Source organism: Cellvibrio sp. 25HG11W-0, from assembly GCF_057815475.1.
The window spans coordinates 3,178,158-3,198,165 of sequence record NZ_CM174230.1; the positions used below are offsets into that span (position 1 = coordinate 3,178,158).

General features: G+C 44.3%; 18 protein-coding genes and 3 pseudogenes. 8 read left to right on the plus strand and 13 right to left on the minus strand.

Features of this window, described 5'->3' with window-relative positions:
• Position 1: 1 nt before the first annotated feature.
• From AC0KUT_RS13280 to AC0KUT_RS13300, 5 genes are all read right to left on the minus strand, one after another.
• On the minus strand, positions 2-1,300 hold the full coding sequence (locus tag AC0KUT_RS13280) for a glycosyltransferase family protein (protein ID WP_488830601.1): 1,299 nt from the start codon (positions 1,298-1,300) through the stop codon (positions 2-4).
• A 107-nt stretch (positions 1,301-1,407) separates the two neighbouring features.
• The gene (locus AC0KUT_RS13285; RefSeq protein WP_488830603.1) at positions 1,408-2,211 is read right to left on the minus strand and encodes an HAD-IIB family hydrolase; all 804 of its coding nucleotides are present in this window, start codon (positions 2,209-2,211) and stop codon (positions 1,408-1,410) included.
• Positions 2,212-2,216: 5 nt separating this feature from the next.
• Entirely contained in the window at positions 2,217-3,314 is a 1,098-nt protein-coding gene (locus tag AC0KUT_RS13290; RefSeq protein ID WP_488830605.1) for a phosphoribulokinase, read from the minus strand.
• Between the two features lie 184 nt (positions 3,315-3,498).
• Positions 3,499-3,858 (minus strand): DUF6164 family protein, encoded by a 360-nt coding sequence (locus tag AC0KUT_RS13295; RefSeq protein WP_488830606.1) that lies wholly within the window; start codon positions 3,856-3,858, stop codon positions 3,499-3,501.
• Between the two features lie 38 nt (positions 3,859-3,896).
• Entirely contained in the window at positions 3,897-4,742 is an 846-nt protein-coding gene (locus tag AC0KUT_RS13300) for a hypothetical protein (RefSeq protein ID WP_488830608.1), read from the minus strand.
• 343 nt (positions 4,743-5,085) lie between these two features.
• Here AC0KUT_RS13300 and cynS point away from each other — a divergent pair, with 343 nt between their 5' ends.
• The gene (cynS, locus tag AC0KUT_RS13305) at positions 5,086-5,526 is read left to right on the plus strand and encodes a cyanase (RefSeq protein WP_488830609.1); all 441 of its coding nucleotides are present in this window, start codon (positions 5,086-5,088) and stop codon (positions 5,524-5,526) included.
• A 152-nt stretch (positions 5,527-5,678) separates the two neighbouring features.
• On the opposite strand, the gene purU (AC0KUT_RS13310) is transcribed toward cynS, so the two are convergent.
• A complete protein-coding gene (gene purU, locus AC0KUT_RS13310; protein ID WP_488830611.1) occupies positions 5,679-6,539 on the minus strand; it encodes a formyltetrahydrofolate deformylase in 861 nt (286 codons plus the stop codon).
• 622 nt (positions 6,540-7,161) lie between these two features.
• On the opposite strand from purU (AC0KUT_RS13310), the gene AC0KUT_RS13315 reads away from it, so the two are divergent.
• Positions 7,162-7,701: a hypothetical protein gene (locus tag AC0KUT_RS13315; protein WP_488830612.1), complete on the plus strand. Its 540-nt coding sequence runs from the start codon at positions 7,162-7,164 to the stop codon at positions 7,699-7,701.
• A gap of 29 nt (positions 7,702-7,730) precedes the next feature.
• On the opposite strand, the pseudogene AC0KUT_RS13320 reads toward AC0KUT_RS13315, so the two are convergent.
• Positions 7,731-8,299: pseudogene (locus AC0KUT_RS13320) on the minus strand (DUF4142 domain-containing protein).
• Between the two features lie 346 nt (positions 8,300-8,645).
• Between AC0KUT_RS13320 and AC0KUT_RS13325 the strand changes: the two are divergent.
• Both AC0KUT_RS13325 and AC0KUT_RS13330 read left to right on the plus strand, forming a co-directional pair.
• Positions 8,646-9,086 (plus strand): PRC-barrel domain-containing protein, encoded by a 441-nt coding sequence (locus AC0KUT_RS13325; RefSeq protein WP_488830614.1) that lies wholly within the window; start codon positions 8,646-8,648, stop codon positions 9,084-9,086.
• 336 nt (positions 9,087-9,422) lie between these two features.
• A complete protein-coding gene (locus AC0KUT_RS13330) occupies positions 9,423-10,259 on the plus strand; it encodes a Crp/Fnr family transcriptional regulator (RefSeq protein ID WP_488830616.1) in 837 nt (278 codons plus the stop codon).
• A gap of 122 nt (positions 10,260-10,381) precedes the next feature.
• Here AC0KUT_RS13330 and purU (AC0KUT_RS13335) read toward each other — a convergent pair whose 3' ends face one another.
• From purU (AC0KUT_RS13335) to AC0KUT_RS13345, 3 genes are all read right to left on the minus strand, one after another.
• Positions 10,382-11,242 (minus strand): formyltetrahydrofolate deformylase, encoded by an 861-nt coding sequence (gene purU / locus AC0KUT_RS13335; protein WP_488830618.1) that lies wholly within the window; start codon positions 11,240-11,242, stop codon positions 10,382-10,384.
• A 671-nt stretch (positions 11,243-11,913) separates the two neighbouring features.
• Positions 11,914-12,795 (minus strand): branched-chain-amino-acid transaminase, encoded by an 882-nt coding sequence (ilvE, locus tag AC0KUT_RS13340; protein ID WP_488830620.1) that lies wholly within the window; start codon positions 12,793-12,795, stop codon positions 11,914-11,916.
• Positions 12,788-13,594: a PhzF family phenazine biosynthesis protein gene (locus tag AC0KUT_RS13345; RefSeq protein ID WP_488830621.1), complete on the minus strand. Its 807-nt coding sequence runs from the start codon at positions 13,592-13,594 to the stop codon at positions 12,788-12,790. The genes ilvE and AC0KUT_RS13345 overlap by 8 nt, the downstream gene beginning before the upstream one ends.
• A 187-nt stretch (positions 13,595-13,781) precedes the next feature.
• On the opposite strand from AC0KUT_RS13345, the gene AC0KUT_RS13350 reads away from it, so the two are divergent.
• The 3 genes from AC0KUT_RS13350 to AC0KUT_RS13360 all read left to right on the plus strand — a co-directional run bounded on the left by AC0KUT_RS13350 (position 13,782) and on the right by AC0KUT_RS13360 (position 17,199).
• The gene (locus AC0KUT_RS13350; RefSeq protein WP_488830623.1) at positions 13,782-15,200 is read left to right on the plus strand and encodes an aminotransferase-like domain-containing protein; all 1,419 of its coding nucleotides are present in this window, start codon (positions 13,782-13,784) and stop codon (positions 15,198-15,200) included.
• Between the two features lie 539 nt (positions 15,201-15,739).
• Entirely contained in the window at positions 15,740-16,255 is a 516-nt protein-coding gene (locus tag AC0KUT_RS13355) for a CPCC family cysteine-rich protein (RefSeq protein WP_488830625.1), read from the plus strand.
• A gap of 461 nt (positions 16,256-16,716) precedes the next feature.
• Positions 16,717-17,199, plus strand: coding sequence for a GNAT family N-acetyltransferase (locus tag AC0KUT_RS13360; protein ID WP_488830626.1), 483 nt, complete (start codon positions 16,717-16,719; stop codon positions 17,197-17,199).
• A gap of 468 nt (positions 17,200-17,667) precedes the next feature.
• On the opposite strand, the pseudogene AC0KUT_RS13365 reads toward AC0KUT_RS13360, so the two are convergent.
• Positions 17,668-18,510: pseudogene (locus tag AC0KUT_RS13365) on the minus strand (IS91 family transposase).
• Positions 18,500-18,715: pseudogene (locus tag AC0KUT_RS13370) on the minus strand (IS110 family transposase); the annotation flags it as partial. The pseudogenes AC0KUT_RS13370 and AC0KUT_RS13365, both read right to left, overlap by 11 nt.
• A gap of 102 nt (positions 18,716-18,817) precedes the next feature.
• Here AC0KUT_RS13370 and AC0KUT_RS13375 point away from each other — a divergent pair.
• The gene (locus AC0KUT_RS13375) at positions 18,818-19,231 is read left to right on the plus strand and encodes a GNAT family N-acetyltransferase (RefSeq protein ID WP_488830628.1); all 414 of its coding nucleotides are present in this window, start codon (positions 18,818-18,820) and stop codon (positions 19,229-19,231) included.
• Positions 19,232-19,508: 277 nt separating this feature from the next.
• On the opposite strand, the gene AC0KUT_RS13380 is transcribed toward AC0KUT_RS13375, so the two are convergent.
• Positions 19,509-19,673, minus strand: coding sequence for a hypothetical protein (locus tag AC0KUT_RS13380; RefSeq protein WP_488830630.1), 165 nt, complete (start codon positions 19,671-19,673; stop codon positions 19,509-19,511).
• Positions 19,674-20,008 lie beyond the last annotated feature (335 nt).

Here is a 20,008-nt window from a genome sequence, read left to right on the forward strand (position 1 = left end):
ATTAACCCACCTGTTGAATAGATGACACAGTTCCCTTAGACAAATCGTCTAGCGCTTTACTCTGAGTAATGCCGGCCAGTGCAGCGTACTCCTCGGTGTCTGCCTCTACTGCTGCTTTCAATTGCTCAAGAATGTCGGGCACGGCACTGATCACCCGATTCCAACTGGGAATAAATGGCGTTTCCATCGGGTTTTCCAAAAAGTGTTCGCCACCGCGCATGACATTTTTCGCAAATAATTCAACCGCTTTCTCTTCGCTATGTCGATCAAAGCTCAAGCCATTAATCAGTGCGTCATTGTGGTATATCTCAATAAAATCTAACGCCATGCGGTAGTAGGTTGCTTTGATGGTGCGAATTTTTTCACTTGAAAATACTTCACCATTGGTCGCCAGCTTGCGAAAAATTGCCTTGGCAATATCAGTGCTCATTTTGGACAACCCTTTGTCCACATCATCCAATGATAAATCCTGATGCTTGTGATCGTAGACATCGGCAATATCTACCTGACACAAGCGATTGTTCGCATGATTGCGCTGCATTTCTGAAAGCACACCTATCTCTAGGCCCCAATCACTGGGAATACGCAAATCATTAATCACATCCGTACGCATAGAAAATTCACCCGCCAAGGGGTAGCGAAAACCGTCCAGGAACTCAATAAAATCATTATGACCACATACTTTTTTAAGGGCGCGCAATAACGGGGTGACAAACAAACGCGTAACACGACCACTTATTTTACTGGGTGTTACCCGCGCGTAATATCCCTTGCAAAATTCATAATTAAACGCAGGGTTGGCGACGGGATAAATTAAACGCGCAAGTAATTCTCGATCATAGGTCACTATATCGCAATCATGAAGCGCGACAGCATCGGCGCGGCCTGAAGCCAGCACATAGCCATAACAGTACCAAACATTGCGCCCCTTACCCATCTCTCCAGGCGCTAAGCCCAAGGCTTGCAACTGTGCATCAATAGCCATCAAACGTGGCCCATCATTCCACAGAACTCTATGATGCTGTGGCAACTTAGAGAAATATCTAAGTGCCTCTTGATATTCATCGAGATTTGCTCGATCGAGACCTATAACAATTTCATCCAAATAATTAACATGCGTAAGTTCCTCAACAATCGTCGCCAAGGCTTTACCTTGTAACTCAGAAAAAAGAGAGGGCAAGACTAAACCTAAAGAACGTGTAGCATTAAAACCTTCTAATTCTCTTTCTAAATCGCTAAGAGGACGCTTAGCTAAATTATGTAGCGTTGCAATAACGCCATTCTGATGAAAATCACCCATAGTAATACCTCGCTGAATTGTTATATGTAATCTGCGCGTATTTCACTTGACGCCTATCTTTTAGAAAAAACAATCACCCTAAATACAATCGTTAAATGAGTAATTGGTTAAATGATTTGCTGATTTCCAGCTGTATCCAACATAACAGGCAAGACTATATCCATTGCCTCCTGCCAACCCTTTGGCCCCGTCTCTTCGGTATGAATAATCCACTCCGGTATTTCCACTTTCAGCTGTGACGAATGTGCCGATTTAATAATCACCGCGATATCGGCACCTTGCAGCATAGCCTCATCATTAAAACTATCGCCCAGCGCCATAGTGACGACCGGTTGGCGAGCAGCATAGTGTGCAATAAGCAACTTCATTGCCTCTGCCTTGGTGGATTCACCCATCACTGTAAGAAAGCGGCCGCCCTGCTGAGCTTGTAATTTTCGCTGTACAAGTTGTTCGATAAATATCTCGCGGCGCGCTGCCGTATCCTGCCATAACAGTGGTTCGGTAAATTCGCGCTGCCCCGCAAGTGCAGCCTGAGCCAATGACAAGCCCGTCAGTTCTGCTAATTTCTGCGTGGTGCAGTCCGCAAAAGCCGTAAACTTAAAATTAAACTCTGTACTCAAATCAGCTAAAACCTTTAATAAAATTCCTCGCTCAGGGACTAGCGCCTGTTTTCTATAACCTGTACCTTCCGGCCAAAAAATAGCAGCGCCGTTTTCACACACAAAAGGCGAGTTCAATACCATGTTTTTATGTAGAGATAAAATTTCTGCAGGGGTTTTACTGGAGATTAAAATAAGCGGAATCGCACTGGCTTTAATTTCCGCCAATGCTCTTTTTGCAGGCGCGTAACTGTAGGTGTGGTGATCGAGTAGTGTGCCATCGAGATCAGTAAAAATAATAAGTTGCACCATAGTGTTCAGCCCTCCCTTGCCCGAAAAAGTGCATCCTGCGACCAAAGCCCACTAACCTGCGTAATAGCGTGTTCATTATCTAGATGGAACACAAGATCGGCCCGCGCTGGCATTTCGGTTAAAATATGGCGAGTAAGGCGTTCATAATGCTGAATAAATCTTTCTATTTGCGTACGATTCATTAATTGCGAATGAGCGCTTGCATGACTGCGCGAAATTAATTTTTGTTCTTGCTCCCAGCGCCACTCATCCACGGCCATCATAGAGGGAGCCTTTATCATAATTAAGCCATCAAGCTGGGAAAACAGCGTTTGATAAGTGCTGGCGAGGGAGTTGTTAACATAGCCGCGCCAAATTCCCTTGGTGTCCTCTTCAGCTTCTAATTTATTAATAGGCTCGATTAAATCTGTTTCAGATTGCGGCCGCGCCGCCACACACCAACCTTCAAATAAAATAATATCGACTGGCGCCTGCTGCGCAAACCATTCTGCATCCGGTTTTCGATCATCGCAAGCCTTATCAAAACGAGGAAGTTTAAGAATTGTAGAGGTTTTTTGTTGTACAGATGGCTCTCCAAAATATACATCGCCATCAGCTATAGCCGGCGCCATATGTGAGTTACGCTGCTCGCTGCCATCTTTCAGTTTGGCTAATACATCCAATGCTAAAGAAAGATCATGAGTACCAGGCACACCGCGAGTTTGCAACAAAGGATGTATTGAATCCGCTAATTTTTTTCGTTCTGCGCGCGTGAGGTACACATCATCAATAGAGAGTATTGCGCACCTTAATCCCGCACCCTCCTCCAATATGCGCTTTAGCAGTGCAGCCAAGGTTGATTTACCCGTGCCCTGTGCACCATTAATTCCCAAAATTTGTGGGCGCCCAGTGCGCACAGAAAAATCACCATAATCACGCGCAATAAGCTGCGCCAGGGGAAAATAATAACACTGCGCAAGGTGAGAAAAATCGTCTGGTAAGTGCTCCACCACCATAAAATCTGCAAGAATTGCTGTAATCGCAGACCACTCCAAGGTCTGGCGCGGCCGTAGTGAATCTATTGATGAGGTATTTAGCGGGTCTGAGTGCGATGGTTTGTGCATACTGAGTCTCCTTATAGGAAACACCTGCAAGATAAAGTCCAATGTTCGAACGATAGTGATTTTTTCCACTATCTTACAAGGTAATACTAAACCGTATCACCATCAAATATAGTTTCGCATCACCTTGGAATATGACAAAAGGTTTTAGCATAACCTAATGAAAAATATCAAAAAAATATTCCACTTACAGCAACAGAAAGGGCAATAGTGTTAATGCCAAAATAAATACAACAATAAGAATAAAACCGACAAAACGCAGTGGGCTTTCACAGAACTTTTGCCATAAATTCGGCGCACGCCCATCGGCTTGTAATTCACCGTAAAGTTGCCGCTGCTGGCTGGTTCGCGTCGCTTGGTAGGCCTCCATCAATTCACGCGCATGGGTTTCTTGTGCGCCATTGGCGAGCCAAATAGCATCCAGCCCTACGCGCCAAAATCCTGCATCTGTTTCGTAGTAGTGAATTTCTGCTTCATCCAATAAAGCGCGCACCTCTGCTGCCTCATCATCAGGAACATGGGTTAATTTAAATAAAAGTATCGCCATATATATATGTCATTTTTTTAAAGGGTTATGGATAGACATTACGCCAAAGGCTTAGTCGCTGCTGCCACACAGCGCTGATGCACCGCTAAAATTTTCTTCACATCAGCAGGAATCGATTGATTGCCCAGCTGTTGAATTTGCTTTACTACCCCAAATTGATTGCTCGCTCTTTGGTACTCTCCCAACCAACGCTCAAAATCTACTTGTTCTGTGGCTGGGTCGCGCGGAAAACGACTTGCAGGGCGCGCAAGATGCATTCGCCAAGGTTTGGGTGTTAGGCGCGCACGAAAACAATTTTGACGCAAACATAAGGTTTTATAGAGCTTATCAACACCGAGCTCAAGAAACATTTTTTGAGCAAAAGCATCATTCGGAGCAAGCATTTGATTGGTCAATACAAAGCGTAAACCTGCACAGGTTTCAAAAATGCTGATATTTAATTGTGGATGCTGACGCTGATAGGCTTCTAGCTGTTGCATGTAATAGGCCTTATTCTTTAGGGGTATACCTAAGCGGGCCAGAAAACGGGCAACAAAACCTGCTGTACCCGTGTTTACATCGATATCACCAAAAAGTACTGAGGTAGAGTTTAAGACTTCTGCACCATAGTGATTACGTGTTACAACACCCAACAAACGACCATCGTCGCTGTAAATTTCCTCAAGTATTTCTTCACGAATAAAGTCAGCCCAATATTCATACTCCCCCTGAGCCAAGTGCTCTCCCTGGAAAAAACTGCGCAGTGATTCTGCGCGCGCTTTAGCCTGAGCTACTGCTGCATCCATACTTTTGTTGGACGCACCCCATAGTTTTACGGTGTCTTGCCCAAAAAATGTAGATTTCACTGGCAAGCGTGTAAATGCCCAAAATTTTGCAAACTTCATGCAACATCCTTCTCTTTCATCTAAAAATTTATTTCATCAATTATTTATATTACACACTGTACGACACACAAATGTTTGCGCCCTTCACTAAAGTTTTATCTATATTGGCACAAATATCGCGTATACCTTTGAAGCTAGCCCTGTGATGCACAAAAAACGCTGCTTAAACTTACTGCAAGCGCCACTTTTTAGTGCTCAACCTTACTTGCTAGCACCGGCAGGGGTCATTTTAATTTTCATAGGGCTAGAGCCCTAGCGCAATCATTCAGAGTAAATATTATTACTACGAACTCTTAACTAACATCACACGTTAATTACTTTAGCCGCAACCAGGAACCTTGCTATGAAAAAAACTGATCTTGTTGAATTAATTGTTCTTCAAAAGCAAACGCAACAACTAAGCTGGGAGGGCATTGCCGCCGCGCTGGGCATGTCACCAGTTTGGACAACATCTGTTTGCTTAGGCATGAATAGCGCGCCGAGCGATAAAGCCGAAGCCCTATGCAAAATACTCGACCTTTCCGAAGGGGCTAAAGCCGCCTTAATGGAGTGCCCTACAAAAACCTGGGGCGACACCATCCCGCAAGACCCACTCATTTATCGTCTATATGAAATGATTGGCGTTTACGGCCCTACCATTAAAGCCCTAATACATGAAAAATTCGGTGACGGCATTATGAGTGCAATTGACTTCTCTATGGATATCGACAAAGAAGAAAACCCTAAAGGTGACCGCGTTATTATAAATCTTAATGGAAAATTTTTGCCTTATAAAAGCTGGTAACGACTTGCTAGAAAACACAAAGGTCAGCATCACGGCTGACCTTTGTAAATTTCCAGCTATTAGATGTCACCAGCTGTTGAACCTTACGAACGATTAAACAGTAAGCTCTATCAACTTTGATTAATGACCCGAGCATGCTTCGCACCACAACCTTAACGACTAAATACAACTGTCTTAGTGCCGTTTAATAAAACGCGATGTTCAGCATGCCAGCGCACGGCGCGGTTAAGTACCACAGCTTCAATATCGCGCCCTATTTCCGCCATATCTTCAGGTGAATTGATATGAGACACGCGCTCTACCGATTGCTCAATAATGGGGCCCTCATCCAAATCGGCCGTGACAAAATGCGCCGTAGCGCCAATTAATTTTACACCGCGATCAAAGGCCTGATGATAAGGTTTGGCACCTTTAAACCCAGGCAAGAATGAATGGTGAATATTAATTGCGCGACCATTCAATTTTTTGCACAGATCATCGGAAAGAATCTGCATATAGCGCGCCAGCACTAAAAATTCTGCCTGCAAATCCTGCATCAATTGCCACAACTCACCTTCCTGCTGCGCTTTGGTATCCGCGGTGATGGGCAAATAGTGAAAGGGCAACTCATACCACTCGGTTAAATCGCGCATTACATTGTGATTAGAGACAACGCCTACAATATCAATTGGCAAGGAACCATTCTTCCAACTATTCAGCAATGCATTCAAACAATGCCCCCATTGAGACACGGCTATCAACACCCGTGGCTTACAAGCGGTGTCGGCAATGGTCCAATTCATTTGATACTGTTCTGCGAGAGGCTTAAACAGCGAGCGAATTTGGCTTAGGTTATACCCTTCAGGGCATTCAAATACCGTGCGCATGAAAAAGCGACAGCTCTGTACATCCTCAAACTGCGAAGACTCTTTAATATTGAAACCCAAGGTTGCGAACAAGGTAGCCACAGCGGCCACAAGGCCTTTGGAATCCTTGCAGCTAAAGGTTAAAACGATTTCTTTTACGGCAGACATAGTAAATTCTCGTCAAAAAGCCAATGATCAATTATTAGTCAACGGCTGAGATTTATAGACTTGGGCAGATGCTGAAGTTAGCCATTATACGCATAACTTACTCGGTAAAAATAACTCATTCCCCCACAACTCACTTGATCACAACCAACTTATTTTCATCCAATAGCTATACCTTAAACCACAACCCAAAGCGCTAATCACTTAGTGGAATCAAATAGTTCCAATGTGCTCTAGCGCACTGTTAAGCGATACAGAGAAAGCTATTAATTATGAAGCTTATTAACAGTACAGTGAATTAACCCAAAAACCAGTACTTGAATTGATAGGATTAAATCCTGCTCCATTAAAGAAAACAGAATGTATATAAAACTACTCGAATTGTCACCATACATGTCTTATTACAACCGTAACGCAAGGATTGAAAGCCAGAAGAAGCTTATTGAACACCAACACTTTCAGCCAAAAATGCAGTTCTTTAATATCGATTAACCCTATTATTATTTCTTTTGAACAGCTCAAAATACACACATGGCAGACATCAAACTAGTTACAAAAAAACAGCCTTAATTTAACTTCAAAACTACATACAGCCCACTTCAATATCTTACTAGAGGAATATTTTATGAATAGCTATAAGCACTTCGTTTCAGGTTTTTTTCAGAAAAAAGATCAAACTGAAACAGTTGTAAAAAAATTACGCACCCTTGGAATACCTTCAAGGCGTATTCATATCAATCGCGAGCACAAAATCGCACCTCCCCACTCCGACAAAGACGACAGCAATAAAACCCTGGATGAAATGTTAATCGATGGAGCTGTTGGCGCCGCAGTAGGTACAGGCGTAGGGATAGTCGCAGAAATTGCATTAGTAACAGCAAATGTAAGTTTATTTGTAGCAAGCCCTCTCTTAGCTCCGTTGGCGCTATTAGGCTGGGGAGCTAGCCTAGGTGGGTTTCTGGGGGCAACAGTAGGCATCAGCGAGCACAATAAACCCTTTGCTTACCTAGTGCAGGATGCCATCAATAACGGTCAGTTTATCCTCATCGTAGAAGCAACCTCGGAGCGGGAAAACTTGATAGCAAAAAATATAATTAGTGAAGCGGTCGGGGAATACCAGGAAACCGACAATAGCGCCAACACGTCATTAAGCAGGACCTCTTAGATCCTGCTAATGCTTTACGAGAAACCCTCTTAATTAACTGTACTCACGCGACTTGAGGATGAATAGCTATTGTAGATTTTCATAGTTTTAGGGGCTGAAGTAGACTTAAAGGAAAGAGCTTTTACCAACTCTAGATGTTGCTCAATCTTTAGCAACCCAGAAACCGCAAAAGCTCGAACTGCCGTGTCAGCAGACTTAGCTCCTTTTTTATAAAGCACAATGGCATCTTCGTGGGCTTTAATTTCATTGTCGGCATAAGCCTCATCAAACGAATTCCCATCTCGCTGCTCAAGTATAAACTTCTTTGTTTTGTCAGACATTGATGCCTCATCTTCTATTTCCATATTTTTTTTGAGGCCAATATGCGCAACTCGTTGTTTAATGATGAATGTTCGCCAATCATTTTTCTAGCATAACCCTTTACATCCATTGATGAAGATTTTTCGAGCGCAAGCTTACCCGATTCAATTTCAGCGACATTCATCGCAGAAGCCTTCCCAACAAAGTCCTCTACACTAACTTCATCAGCCAAAGAAGCAGTAGAACAACACAACAAGGCCATGCATACACCAACATTAAACATACTTACAATTTTCATAATAATACCTCACGTATTAATAGATATATAAAATAAGCGCCAAGATAAAAACCCAATCTCACGCTGCAATTAACAAAGGCAAAAATAAAGCCAACAAATAAATATATTAGAAATTAGATTTATTACCATTAGATTAAAGATAATCACCCACCTTTATGGTCCATACACTCATCCACAAGAAAGTATTTTTTACAAAATAAATGTATATTTTATAAAAAAAATAAATATCGATATGTGTCATTACAAACAGAATAATAAAATCAATAAGGAGATATTAAAAAAACCAAAAAGCACCACACCTGATGCAATTTGGTTTCTATCTATAAACTAAGCTAAGGAGATTACTATGAATTATTTAGAAAGAGATACCTACGGTATTTACAATCAATCGCATTTCACCACAAGCACACTAGATTACAAGAAAGGCCCAGGCCCTCACCTAATGGGTGCTAACACCTTAATAGGTAACGATGTGCGCAATATCGCGGGTGACGATCTGGGTGACATAAAAGAAATCATGCTAGACATGCATACTGGAAAAATAGCTTATGCAGTTCTATCATTTGGTGGATTTTTAGGTATGGGAGAAAAATTATTTGCAGTACCATGGAATGCATTAATTCTTGACACCGAAAATAAATGTTTCATGCTGAATGCCAACAAAGAGCGCTTGAGTAACGCGCCAGGCTTCGACAAAGATAGCTGGCCTGATATGGCTGATCAAACTTGGTCAAAAAAAGTTCATGACTTTTATGAAGCCAAACCTTACTGGGAAAATAGAAACTAATTTTCTCCCTCCCTTCCGCCCATTAGATTATTGGCGGAAGGGAGACACACACCCCTCTGAACAATCCAATCTCCGCAGTTAAATATGTAAAACTTTCACAAAAATTGAAAGAACTACTTAATACACAATCCTCCCCCTCCCCCCGCCACTGCAGTACCACTATCCAACCCATTGAAATTAAAGAACATTTAATATTGGCACTAGCTTTGCAAAACCACCTTAAGAATGAAGGTGGTTAAGACTATATCGGTATTTTTCATATCAAACGTTTATGAGTGAATGTGGGTTTTAACATTAGATTATTAAGACTAATTAACTATTTATCGAGGTAATAACATGACTGCAGCACAAATTAACACGCCAAGAAAAATCTCTGCTTTTCATGCAAACACAGGAAAGGAATTTAATGACACAGAATTTAACTCACCTAAGCACAATGAATTATTAGCCGGCTTACCACAAAATGATTACGTACAGTTATTAGCTAATTTAGAGCTTTATTATGTGCAAGCAGAAGAAAACCTTCATGAAGCTGGAATGCCATTTGAATGGATTTATTTTCCGACTACGGCAGTAATATGTATAGGCTATATCACTGAAAGCGGCTCAATGCCAAGTGTAGGCTTAGTCGGGAAAGATGGCTTAGTCGGCCTACCTTGCATTATGGGTAGCGATCACGCCACTTGTTATGCAACGGTCCAAACCTCAGGCCTCACCTACCGCATAAAGGCGCATCACCTCAAGAAAGAACTTTACAAGAAAGATGCGCTATTGAAAATGGTATTACTTTACTCGCAAATATTTTTTACTCAAATTTCACAAACGGCCGTTTGCAACCGCTTGCATACTGTAGACCAACAACTATGCCGGTATCTTTTGATGAATGCTGACCTTTTAGAGCAAGATGATCTCTATCTAACACATGAGTGTATCGCTAATATGTTGGGTGTAAGACGTGAAGGAATAACGCATTCAGCTGGAAAATTACAACAACAAAAATTTATCAGCTATAGCCGAGGAAAGATTAAAATAATTAACAAAAAGGGCCTTATGAATGAAGTTTGTGAGTGCTATGACGTAGTAAAAAAAGAAAAGGCTCGACTAATACCGAACATATCTCCATTCGGCTTAAGCTGCTCGCTAAAAAACACTCGTAAAGCTAAATTCATTTAGAACGGCTGACCTTTGTAAATTTCCAGCTATTAGATGTCACCAGCTGTTGAACCTTACGAACGATTAAACAGTAAGCTCTATCAACTTTGATTAATGACCCGAGCATGCTTCGCACCAAAACCTTAACGACTAAATACAACTGTCTTAGTACCGTTTAATAAAACGCGATGTTCAGCATGCCAGCGCACGGCGCGGTTGAGCACCACGGCTTCAATATCACGCCCGATTTCCGCCATATCTTCAGGTGAATAAATATGAGACACGCGCTCTACCGACTGCTCAATTATGGGGCCCTCATCCAAATCAGCCGTGACGAAATGCGCCGTGGCACCAATTAATTTTACACCGCGATCAAAGGCCTGATGATAAGGTTTGGCACCTTTAAACCCAGGCAAGAATGAATGGTGAATATTAATTGCGCGACCATTCAATTTTTTGCACAGATCATCGGAAAGAATCTGCATATAGCGCGCCAGCACTAAAAATTCTGCCTGCAAATCCTGCATCAATTGCCACAACTCACCTTCCTGCTGCGCTTTGGTATCCGCGGTGATGGGCAAATAGTGAAAGGGCAATTCATACCACTCGGTTAAATCGCGCATTACATTGTGATTAGAGACAACGCCTACAATATCAATTGGCAAGGAACCATTCTTCCAACTATTCAGCAATGCATTCAAACAATGCCCCCATTGAGACACGGCTATCAACACCCGTGGCTTACAAGCGGTGTCGGCAATGGTCCAATTCATTTGATACTGTTCTGCGAGAGGCTTAAACAGCGAGCGAATTTGGCTGAGGTTATACCCTTCAGGGCATTCAAACACCGTGCGCATAAAAAAGCGACAGCTCTGTACATCCTCAAACTGCGAAGACTCTTTAATATTAAACCCCAAGGTCGCAAATAAGGTTGCCACGGCGGCTACCAAACCTTTGGAGTCTTTACAACTAAAGGTTAAAACAATTTCTTTTACGGCGGACATTTTTATTTTCTCTTTAAAATTTTATAATAGCTCATAATTTTCACATCAAAACCCCAACTCTAGTTAACTAAAGCCACAGTAGTTACTAGCACTTAATACCATCGCTCTTTTTTTTAATTTTTGAATTTAACCAAAAATATAAAAATAGTGAAGAGAGATAAGAAATAAGATAAATAAAAAAAACAGGAATTAATATATTGTCATACTCGTGAGTACCACTATGATACCCTGAGCCGGGAGTCACAAATAACACTAGAAGTGCGATCAACTGGGTGCACCACAAACCAATCAGAGTTATATAATGGCGATGGCATTCACTCAGTCGATTTTTTATTACCCGATTCATTACATATATAAAAAAGAAACCAAATATGCCCCATATAATCCAAAACAATAAAATAACTAAAAACAATATTTGCACATCAGCCTCCTAGGCACTCATTAACCAACCATAGTAATATGCGCACTGCACCACCACAATTGTTTCTTAATCAACTCTCACTGTATTGCCTTTCCTGCAACCAGTTGGTCAATTGAATCATTAAAGCGCGCTATGTTTTTCTTGCCGGCCATCAAATACTCGTACTCTCAATCTATATAGGGACCTGATTCTGCAGGATAAGCTCCAATATCACCACTAGTTAGTAAAAGTTTTTACTTTACTTAGCTTCTCACCCAACCAACACCAACTCCCTAAACGCCGCCGCCAACCGCAAATAGACTGGGCCGGGGCACTGGGGGATTGGGCGACCATCAGCAAGCCCCACCGGAATTAATTCCGCACCTGTTCCAGTAAGAAAACATTCGTCGGCGGTGAATAGATCATAAGGCGCGAGGGGTGTTTCACGCGATTTAATGCCGAGCTTCTCTGCAAGTTCGAGCACCACTTGCCGCGTAATACCATCGAGCGCGCCTTCAATCACGGGCGGCGTTAACAGCTCGCCACGCTGCACAATAAAAATATTGTCCGCACTGCCTTCTGCAATACGGCCAGCACTATTGAGCAATATAGCTTCGTCGGCACCGGCGTGGTTGGCTTCCATGCGCGCCATAATATGGTTTAAATAATTCAAACTTTTAATGCGCGGATCTAAGCCATCTGGGCCTAAGCGACGTGTGGCCGCGATAATCACCTTGGCGCCCTTAGCGCGCACCTCTTCACTCACTAAGGCAAGCGGCGCCGCAATGATAAACACAGAAGGGGCGCTGCAAGTGGCGGGGTCTATACCCAAAGCACCGCGACCACGGGTGACGACTAAGCGCAAATAGCCATCGCTATTGGGCGCAGCTTGAATAATCTCCTCTACTGCGTGACTGAGCTCCGTCAAACTATAGGGCAGCTCAAGGGCTATGGCGCGCGCCGACAGCAATAGCCGCTCTAAATGCGCCTGCAAACGGAAAGCGCGGTCGCCATAAAAACGTATGCCTTCAAACACGCCATCGCCATATAACAACCCATGATCAAATACCGATACTGTCGCCTGTTCCGGTGGCACTATGCGGCCATTCATCCAACAAATTGCAGCTGCGGTAGAGCGCTTAGAATTATCCATAAAAAACTCCGGTTAAGCGCGTATGCGCAGTGCCTATGAGCGCAACCCGTACACCCTGCCACTCAAGTGCGAGTGACCCCGAACGAGCGGATGCCTGCAGAGCGCGTAAATAATATTTGCCGAGACGCTCCCCCCAATAAACTGCGAGTGTGCAGTGAGCAGCGCCTGTTACCGAGTCTTCGTTAATACCTGCGTTAGGCGCAAAAACACGGGAAACCATATCGACATCGCTATCATCACCACTCCTGGGCCCACTAACAATAAGGCCGATGGGCGCAATAGTTTTAATGCGTTCAAAATCTGGCTGTAAATCGCGCACAACCTGCGCGCTAGACACTATCGCCACATGGAATTCTTTGCCCTTGCCAAACCACTGCGGCTTTTCTCCTAAAAGCTGCTCAATACCTATAGGCAACTCAGCTAAAGCCTTCGGCGGATCAGCGGGGAAATCCAAGGCGATACTTTCTCCTCTGCGCTCGGCTTTTAATAAACCGCTAGCGGTGTGAAATTCCAAGCAAGTTACAGTTGCTCCTTGTTGCTCCCACAGTACATGGGCTGCCGCGAGGGTTGCGTGGCCGCAGAGGTTGACTTCCACTGTCGGCGTAAACCAACGCAGCTGCCAACTGCCATCTTGGCGTTTCAGTAAAAAAGCAGTTTCAGCTTGGTTAATCTCTGCGGCGACCTGCTGCATCCAACTTGCAGGCTGCTCGCTATGCAAAATACAGACGCCAGCAGGGTTACCCGTAAAAGGGCGCGCGACGCGAACAAAGGCATCCACCAGATAAAACGAATATTCCATTACTACCTCCTCATGAAGATACAAAACACCGAAGCTCGGCGGGATCAGCAGTGTATTTTTTGAACGCACTAGAGTACAGTTTCAAAAAACATAAATTGAAGCAGCACAGATTACTCACTCCAAAATCTGTACCTATTGAAATCGCCGCAACTGTGCTGACTGAGCGCAATTCGGGCACTAGAGCAGAATGACTATGGATACTCTCTATCGCCAACTCGCAGATGAACTCGCCGCGCTGATTAAATCCGGCAGCTTCAATAGCGGCGACCGCATGCCCGGCGTGCGCCAACAAGCCCAAGCAAAAGGCATGAGCGTAGCAACAGTCATTGCCGCCTATCGCCTATTGGAGGATTCAGGTCTACTCGAAGCGCGCAATCGCTCGGGGTTTTATGTAAAAGCAGCACCTAAAATTCACGTCCAACCACCACGCATTTTGGTCACCACCATGCGCCCTGCCCCCGTAACGGGGCAAGATATGGTGTTGCAGCTCATCAAAGCAGCCAACAACCCCGATATAGTTCAACTTGGCGCGGCGGTGCCAGCACCTGAATTTCTGCCGAGCCGCGCCATTGAGCGCGCACTCACCCAAGTCGCGCGCCAACATCGCCTGCGTGTTGCCAACTATGAGTTCTCCCCCGGTGCGCCCGAATTACGTCGGCAACTGGTACGTCGCATCGCCGATGCTGGCGCAGCCGTTCACCCAGACAACCTCGTCATCACCAACGGCTGTCAAGAAGCCCTAAGTCTCGCCCTGCGTGCGGTTACTCAACCAGGCAACACTGTCGCCATAGAATCGCCCACCTTTTATGGGTTACTGCAAGTCATTGAATCACTTGGCTTAGAAGCACTGGAGATTCCCACCAACCCCAGTACCGGCATGTCGCTAGAAGCGCTAGAACTAGCCCTAAGCCGCTGGCCCGTTAAGGCCTGCGTAGTCACTCCCAACTACAGCAACCCGCTCGGTTGCTGCATGCCCGATGAGCACAAACGCAAGCTCGTTGCCATGCTCAAGGCGCGCAGCATTGTATTAATTGAAGATGATATTTACGGGGATTTAAGCTTTAACCACGCACGCCCTTCGCTGCTATTAGCGATGGACCCAGAGGCCGATGTCATTCTGTGTAGCTCAGTATCCAAAACACTCTCACCCGGTTTGCGCGTAGGCTGGATAGCACCGGGGCGTTTTCAAGAAAAAGTGGAATACATGAAATATGTACTCAACCTCGCCACAGCGGGTATTCAACAACTCGCGGTAGCCGAACTACTCGAAAGCGGCCAATACGAACGCCACCTACGCCGTGTGCGCAGTGAATATGAACAGGCCGTTGCGCGCATGACCGAAGCAATAATTCACTACTTTCCCGAAGGCACCAAAATTACACGCCCCCAAGGTGGCTTTGTAATTTGGTTAGAACTCCCAGGCGACATAGACACCTTCGCCCTCGCCCACAAAGCGCTCACACAAGGCATAAGCATCGCACCGGGGCCAATATTTTCCGCAAGCCAAAAATACCGCTCGTTTATTCGGCTCTCCTGCGCCTGCGTATGGGACAAACGCATCGAACGCGCGCTCGCAACCTTAGCGGGTTTAATGGCAGCAAGTTAAACGCCACATCAATTATCCAAAAAAAATCCAAAGTAATTTCACCTTAGGAAATTAAGTCGCGCCTCTCAGGGACAGCATTAAAATAGGTAAGGATATTAATGAGCAGCCGCCCTCAATTAATCGCAGAAATTTAACACCCTCAATTAATTACTCACCCTTAAGATTTCAAGCAGAAGCAGTACGCCATAAAAACAACATCAACCCAGAAAAGCATGCCCCTCACTTTTCAAAAAACTTTTTTGCACCAACTGATCACTCACTAAGATAAATCCTCAGCTAAAACGATCGCCGCAAATGTTATTTCTGGATATTTTTCAAAATGATAATTTTTCTTAGCAGATTCAATGAGTTGTGTAGGGCACCCAAAAAGGTGATATGAGTCGCGGCGACCGTTTTGCCTTTTGGGGTATTGCGAAGGTGTAATGCTAAGTTATTGACGAGATTGAGGTTTCAGCCTATCGTGCGGTAAGCGCCCAAAGACATATAAGTCGCGGGCAAAACGGTCGTCGCGACCACGATATAAATGTTAGCTGTAAATTATGTATCGAACACCTGAATTAAAAATTGAGATAAAGCAAGGAATGGGAATCGATGAAATCCACTCTTTGCTAGCAAAAGCCCTGGAATTTCCTGAGTACTATGGAAATAACTGGGATGCTTTTGATGAATGTATCAACGATGTAGGTGCGTCAAACCCTCCTGGATTCCTTATCATAAAAGGGTGGGATCACTTCATTCGAGAGCACCCAAGAGATTCCAAGTTATTCTGGTCTTGTATCGAAGGACGGGAAGCAACAACGAAGCCAACTACCGTATTAGTTACTCCTCGGGCGTGCCCTTGCTGTGAGTTTTTAACACTATCAGATTGGAATAGTGGCTCTTATGAAATATGTGAAATTTGCAATTGGGAAGATGATGCTGTTCAGTTTCGCGATCCAGCATATGAAGGTGGTGCAAATAAAGAGTCTCTTATTCAAGCTCGCGTTCGCTTTGGTAAAAGAAAGTCAGAGATCTTCGGTTATGTTAAAGAGTTTCGCGGTGCAGGCAACAGCTAAATCGGGTAAGAGGAGTTTCTAGCTCCCCCCTCCCCACAACACCCTGCGCCGAGTGTCGGACCAACGGCTCCGCACAGGGCGTTTCCCTACGGATAATGAATTTCTATCCAGCAATCACGTAACGAAATTAATCCTAAGTTGGCGAAAAAGTCATTGTTGAGTGCAATGTGAATCGCTGCTGTTTTTGCACTGCGCCAATAACTTTTACTGGACGCACCACAAGGTACAGCGAGATCTTCAGGGACACCTAGTCTTCGTCAGCTCGTAGTTTTGCTGATGGGTTAACGCAACCTGCGGTCGCTTTCGCTGCGCTGGCGTGGTTTCCGCTTCACTACAACTTCTCCAGGCCCTTCCTCGCGGAAACGCCCTTGCCATCCGCTAGCAGTTAGCGTTTAATAAATTGCATTAAATGGTGATCTTCCTACAGGGGACTTTCACCTCATAAATTAGGCAAAAACAGCATGGAATTAATATCGGTTCGTGAAAGTAACTGGGAAGCGCTAAAATCTATTCGTTTAGAGGCATTAAAGGAATCGCCGGAAGCTTTTTCGGCAACGTATGAAGCTGCGTTAAATTTCAGTGAACTAGAATGGAGAAGTCGAGCATCTGGCAATGAAACGTGTAATTATTTTATCGCTAAAATTGGTACGCTTTCTGCTGGTATAATCGGGGGTATTCATAAAACTAATGAATACGAATTAATATCAATGTGGGTGTCGCCTAGCCAAAGAGGTCAAGGAATCGCTACATCACTGGTTAATAGAGCTATCCAACATGCCAAGGAATTAAATAAGAACTCTGTTTTTCTTGAAGTTCTATCAACCAATGTTCCGGCGTGTAAGCTTTATGAAGAATGCGGTTTCAAATTGATATCTACCAGTCACAGTACAGGTAATAAAACTAATAAGGTTTTAAATAAATTAGAACTGAATTTAAATACCTAAAACGGGCAGAAAGGAGCTTCTAGCACCTCCTACCCACAACACTCTGCTGCGGCTTTGCACAGAATATTTACTGAACATGAAACCAACTGGCCGCTTTCTCTGCGCTACAACTCTTTAGCCCATCCACCCGAAGAAACGCGCTTGTCATTCGTTAGTCGTTAGTCGTTAGCGTTTAATAAAACCCCCTAAAACGGTGCACCCCTACAGGGGAGCTTTACCACAGAACAGATAAGGATATGTCGCGCGCAGCCGCGACCTATCCCATTGTTGAACAAGCCTGGTCTCGTTCGTCTCTTTATAGGAAATATATTCTTGAGTTTTCAACGGAAGGCGAGAGCTGCTTGGCGCTCGCATTTTTGATGGGCGAGTCTTTGCCTCGCCTGTGTCGACGATAAAGATTTACACTATCCCATAAGTCTTTTTCTTTTCTCCGCGTTACATGAATGGCTGTGTTTGCTGCGCCCCGATTTATTGCGGCGCAGGTCGCGGCCGGATAAAGCTCACAATCGACATCACACATTGGCATTTCGTGCAGGTGAAGTGTGGTCTTGGTTTGGGTGTGAATGCGGGAAGCTTAACCTGCAGCGCCCACTGCACTCGCTGTAACAAACGTTTGGCATTGCCGTGCAGAAAACCGTAGTCGCGTGCACGGCGAAAGCCTTTGGGCAAGGTGTGTTGCAGCACTAGCGCCATAAAGTCTTCGCCACGCAGCTTTCGTGTTTGCATCTTTCCAGTGTTGCTGTCCTTATATTGAAAGGTCACTGTCTCGCCATCATTGCTAAGAATATTCTGGTCGCTGATGACGCCTCGGTAGAGATAGCGCGACAGGTATTGTAGGGCCGGTAAACCTCGCCCCACCGCTTGACATTGCACTACCTATTTTTCAGGTGTGTCGGGAACCCTAAACCCGCCGGTGCGAATTGCAACCAATAAGCGCGCACGAAAAACGCGCGCGAGTGCGCGGCCATTAAACAGGTAGCGTTTGTTGATGATTTTCCAAAGCGCAGTTGCGCCTTCTACCTTAACGCCGCCACCCGGGATAATGATGTGTACATGTGGGTGATAGTCGAGCCGTCGCGTGTGGGTGTGTAATACGGCGGTCATCGCCAATTCCGCTGCAAAGGATTTTTTATGCAAACCAAAATCCTTGAGCGTACTGACGGCACAGTCAAACAACAGCGCGTAAATGTGTTTAGGATTTGCCTTGGCGAGCTCACGCAGTTCACTAGGCAAGGTGAAGGTCGCCATAAAGTAATCCACCGGTAATAATTTGCGTTGCTGCCGCGCCAGCCATTGGCTGGCGCTTTTCATGGCCCTGCTTGCGAAACTCGCAGCCCCAGTAATGAGCGCCGCTACAGGCTTCCATGCCGATTAAGCAAGGCGGGTATTGCGCTATGAAAGGCAGCAGCTGTGCCCTCTTGAGGGTTTTGCGCAGAATGACCTTCCCGTTCTTATCCATACCAACGAGACTGAAAGAAGTTTTCGCTAAATCGATACCGAGTGTTGTAAGATTCATGAAATTCGCTCCTCTGGTAGTTATGACAGCACCGATACTTTGCGCTGACACAGGGCTGACTGTTAAGAGGGGGCATATCATTCGTTACACAGAGTCGAATCAATGAAGCTTGTGCCAACTAAAAAACATGAGGATTGCCTTCTTCTTAGTAAAGAATCAATGAAGGCATACTTTGCTGAACACCAAATTCCATGGGATTTTGAAAAACGCCTCAAGCTCTATTCAACATTTGAAATCTATGAGGTTTATGAAAATGAATTTCTAGGCTACTTAGCTCTTCGTGAAAATGAAGGGAGTATCTTTGTGGCAGATTTACAAATTTTAGAAGCACATAGAAACAAAGGCTTTGGGGCCACGCTATTAGCAATGGCAAAGGAAATAGCTAAATCCAAAGGCTTTAGTGCTATAAAACTAAAGGTCTTTAAAAATAGTCGTGCAATTAACCTATATCACCGTAGCGGATACACAAAGACTAATGAAGAAAAGTATGTATACGTATTATCATCTACAATATAATATTTTTTCATTAAAAAATAACACATAACAAATAAGGATATGTCGCGCGCAGCCGCGACCTATCCCATTGTCATCACCCAGAGTATGGAATCAACGGAGAATACGGAGAATACATGGGTATGGGTACAATTGACTCTGTAAGTCTCATTATCGAATCAGATTCGAGTTGGGCAGAAAACTAATCAGCTTAAATCGGGTAAGGAGGAGTTTATAGCACCCCCTCCCCACAATACCCTGCACCGAGTGTCGGACCAACGGCTCCGCACAGGGCGTTTCCCTACGGATAATGAATTTCTGTCCAGCGATCACGTAACGAAATTAATCCCAAGTTGGCGAAAAAGTCATTGTTGAGTGCCATGTGAATCGCCGCTGTTTTTGCACTGCGCCAATAACTTTTATTGGATGCACAATAAGGCACGGTGATAACTTTTGAAGGACCCATGCGTATTAAATATTTATGTTTAGCGTCAATCCTTCACTAATAAATATCCAAGACTGAAAGCACCTACTATATTTCCGAGATAAACACACGGAATTCTCACTGGCTTCGCAACGGGCTTAATAACAGCAAGCTTAAATAACCCCAAAATTAAAAAAGCCCACGACAAAAAGTTGTCTTGGGCTTTTAAACACTGATTACAGAGCGACTATTTAGAGTGATTCGTGCCATCACCGCGTGGCTCTTTATTTCAGGCTAGAAACTTGTACTTTCCAATATAGCTCCAGTGTATCACCGCCCACTATTAATACTTTTCCATTCACAACAAGCTCTCGGTA

What these genes read in the sequence shown, in the direction of transcription:
- AC0KUT_RS13350 (WP_488830623.1), top strand. Translation starts at nt 13,782, where the DNA reads ATGACTATGGATACTCTCTATCGCCAACTCGCAGATGAACTCGCCGCG.
- AC0KUT_RS13380 (WP_488830630.1), bottom strand. Translation starts at nt 19,673, where the DNA reads ATGGGTCCTTCAAAAGTTATCACCGTGCCTTATTGTGCATCCAATAAA.
- AC0KUT_RS13330 (WP_488830616.1), top strand. Translation starts at nt 9,423, where the DNA reads ATGACTGCAGCACAAATTAACACGCCAAGAAAAATCTCTGCTTTTCAT.
- AC0KUT_RS13290 (WP_488830605.1), bottom strand. Translation starts at nt 3,314, where the DNA reads ATGCACAAACCATCGCACTCAGACCCGCTAAATACCTCATCAATAGAT.
- cynS (WP_488830609.1), top strand. Translation starts at nt 5,086, where the DNA reads ATGAAAAAAACTGATCTTGTTGAATTAATTGTTCTTCAAAAGCAAACG.
- AC0KUT_RS13300 (WP_488830608.1), bottom strand. Translation starts at nt 4,742, where the DNA reads ATGAAGTTTGCAAAATTTTGGGCATTTACACGCTTGCCAGTGAAATCT.
- purU (WP_488830618.1), bottom strand. Translation starts at nt 11,242, where the DNA reads ATGTCCGCCGTAAAAGAAATTGTTTTAACCTTTAGTTGTAAAGACTCC.
- AC0KUT_RS13325 (WP_488830614.1), top strand. Translation starts at nt 8,646, where the DNA reads ATGAATTATTTAGAAAGAGATACCTACGGTATTTACAATCAATCGCAT.
- AC0KUT_RS13315 (WP_488830612.1), top strand. Translation starts at nt 7,162, where the DNA reads ATGAATAGCTATAAGCACTTCGTTTCAGGTTTTTTTCAGAAAAAAGAT.
- AC0KUT_RS13375 (WP_488830628.1), top strand. Translation starts at nt 18,818, where the DNA reads ATGAAGCTTGTGCCAACTAAAAAACATGAGGATTGCCTTCTTCTTAGT.
- ilvE (WP_488830620.1), bottom strand. Translation starts at nt 12,795, where the DNA reads ATGGATAATTCTAAGCGCTCTACCGCAGCTGCAATTTGTTGGATGAAT.
- AC0KUT_RS13360 (WP_488830626.1), top strand. Translation starts at nt 16,717, where the DNA reads ATGGAATTAATATCGGTTCGTGAAAGTAACTGGGAAGCGCTAAAATCT.
- AC0KUT_RS13295 (WP_488830606.1), bottom strand. Translation starts at nt 3,858, where the DNA reads ATGGCGATACTTTTATTTAAATTAACCCATGTTCCTGATGATGAGGCA.
- AC0KUT_RS13355 (WP_488830625.1), top strand. Translation starts at nt 15,740, where the DNA reads ATGTATCGAACACCTGAATTAAAAATTGAGATAAAGCAAGGAATGGGA.
- AC0KUT_RS13345 (WP_488830621.1), bottom strand. Translation starts at nt 13,594, where the DNA reads ATGGAATATTCGTTTTATCTGGTGGATGCCTTTGTTCGCGTCGCGCGC.
- AC0KUT_RS13285 (WP_488830603.1), bottom strand. Translation starts at nt 2,211, where the DNA reads ATGGTGCAACTTATTATTTTTACTGATCTCGATGGCACACTACTCGAT.
- AC0KUT_RS13280 (WP_488830601.1), bottom strand. Translation starts at nt 1,300, where the DNA reads ATGGGTGATTTTCATCAGAATGGCGTTATTGCAACGCTACATAATTTA.
- purU (WP_488830611.1), bottom strand. Translation starts at nt 6,539, where the DNA reads ATGTCTGCCGTAAAAGAAATCGTTTTAACCTTTAGCTGCAAGGATTCC.